At 65.4% G+C, this 2,297-nt stretch carries 3 protein-coding genes; all 3 read right to left on the reverse strand.

Annotated features, from left to right (window positions below; genetic code table 11):
• On the reverse strand, nt 1–146 hold a 146-nt coding region (locus tag I5M_RS31700; protein WP_199900078.1), incomplete at its 3' end, for a putative quinol monooxygenase.
• A 216-nt stretch (nt 147–362) separates the two neighbouring features.
• On the reverse strand, nt 363–2,075 hold the full coding sequence (gene ureC / locus I5M_RS28320; protein WP_022724481.1) for an urease subunit alpha: 1,713 nt from the start codon (nt 2,073–2,075) through the stop codon (nt 363–365).
• 1 nt (nt 2,076) lies between these two features.
• Nucleotides 2,077–2,297: urease subunit beta (locus I5M_RS28325; protein ID WP_022724482.1), on the reverse strand; the 221-nt coding region annotated here is incomplete at its 5' end.

The raw sequence follows: 2,297 nt of genomic DNA on the forward strand, positions 1-2,297 counted from the left end.
ATCGCGAGCATCGGTGAGCTCTCGTGCAGATCATAGGCGATGTTGCCGGGCTCCTGACGGGAGCCGGCGATGCAGGCCTTGGCGGCGGCGATGAGCTCGGCACGCATTTCGGGCTTCACGGTGAGAGTGGCGACGATATAGATCACGTGGATATTCCTCCCGGCGGTTTTCTTGTGCAAGGCCGGACGTCAAGCCGGCGCGCGGGACATTATGCGGATGCGGCGGGGATGCAAAGGGGCCGCGATCCGAGCGTCATCCGCGGGCTTGACCCGCGGATCCATCGCGCGCGAAAGCGCGCTCTTTCGAAGAGGATGGATCGCCGGGTCGAGCCCGGCGATGACGCAAGTGAACGCCGCCCCGCCTCAGAACATGAAGTAGCGCTGCGCCAGCGGCAGCACCTCGGCCGGCGCGCAGGTCAGCAGCTCACCGTCGGCGCGCACTTCGTAGGTCTCCGGATCGACCTCCAGCTTCGGCGTGGCGTCGTTGTGGATCATGCTCTTCTTGGAGATGCCGCCACGGACGTTGCTGATCGGCACCAGCTTCTTGGCGATGCCGAGGTCGCGGGCGAGATTGCCGGCGGCGGCGGCCTGCGAGGTGAACACCACCGACGATGCCGTCAGTGCCTTGCCGAAGGCGCCGAACATCGGCTGGTAGTGCACCGGCTGCGGCGTCGGGATCGAGGCGTTGGGATCGCCCATCGGCGCCGCGACGATGCTGCCGCCCTTGATGATGCAATCCGGCTTGACGCCGAAGAACGCCGGCGACCACAGCACCAGATCGGCCATCTTGCCCTTCTCGACCGAACCGATCAGCTTCGACACGCCATGGGCGATCGCCGGATTGATGGTGTACTTGGCGATGTAGCGCTTGACGCGGAAATTGTCGTTGCGCGCCGAATCTTGCGACAGCGGGCCGCGCTGCTTCTTCATCTTGTCGGCGGTCTGCCAGGTGCGGATGATCACTTCGCCGAGCCGGCCCATGGCTTGTGAGTCCGACGACATCATCGACAGCGCGCCGAGGTCGTGCAGGATGTCCTCGGCCGCGATGGTCTCCTTGCGAATACGGCTCTCGGCGAAGGCGAGATCCTCGGCGATCGACGGATCGAGATGGTGGCACACCATCAGCATGTCGAGATGCTCGTCGATGGTGTTCCGCGTGAACGGCCGGGTCGGATTGGTCGACGACGGCAGTACGTTCTCCAGGCTAGCCACCTTGATGATGTCCGGCGCGTGGCCGCCGCCGGCGCCTTCGGTGTGGAAGGCGTGGATGGTGCGGCCCTTGAACGCCTTCACGGTGTCCTCGACGAAGCCCGACTCGTTCAGCGTGTCGGTGTGGATCATCACCTGGACGTCGTACTCATCCGCCACGGTAAGACAGTTGTCGATCGCCGCCGGCGTCGTGCCCCAGTCCTCGTGCAGCTTCAGCGCGCAGGCGCCACCTTCGATCATTTCCTTGAGCGGCCCCGGCAGCGCCGCGTTGCCCTTGCCGGAGATGCCGAGATTGACCGGGAAGGCGTCGAACGACTGAATCATCCGGCCGATGTGCCACGGTCCCGGCGTGCAGGTCGTCGCAAACGTGCCGTGCGAAGGGCCGGTGCCGCCACCGAGCATGGTGGTGACGCCGCTCATCAGCGCGTGCTCGATCTGCTGCGGGCAGATGAAATGGATGTGGCTGTCGAAGCCGCCGGCGGTGAGGATCTTGCCCTCGCCGGCGATCACGTCGGTGCCCGGGCCGATGATGATATCGACGTTCGGCTGGATGTCCGGATTGCCGGCCTTGCCGATCGCGGTGATCACTCCGGCGGTGATGGCGACATCGGCTTTGACGATGCCCCAGTGATCGACGATCAGCGCGTTGGTGATCACCGTGTCGGCGGCGCCGTCCGCATTGGTCACCTGCGACTGGCCCATGCCGTCGCGGATCACCTTGCCGCCGCCGAACTTCACCTCCTCGCCATAGGTGGTGAGATCCTTCTCGACCTCGATGATCAGATCGGTGTCGGCGAGCCGGATGCGGTCGCCGGTGGTCGGGCCGAACATGTCGGCATAGACGGAACGTGAGATCTTGACCGACATCTCAGAGTTTCCCCATCACGTCGCCGCGGAAGCCGTAGATGGTGCGGCTGCCGGCAAGCGCGACGAGCTTGACCTCGCGGCTCTGGCCGGGCTCGAAGCGGACGGCGGTGCCGGCGGCGATATCGAGCCGCATGCCGCGGGCCTTGTCGCAGTCGAACTTCAGCGCCGGGTTGGTCTCGAAGAAATGATAGTGCGAGCCGACCTGGATCGGCCGGTCGCCGC

The organism is Rhodopseudomonas sp. B29 (genome assembly GCF_000333455.1).
Taxonomy (GTDB): Bacteria; Pseudomonadota; Alphaproteobacteria; order Rhizobiales; family Xanthobacteraceae; genus Rhodopseudomonas.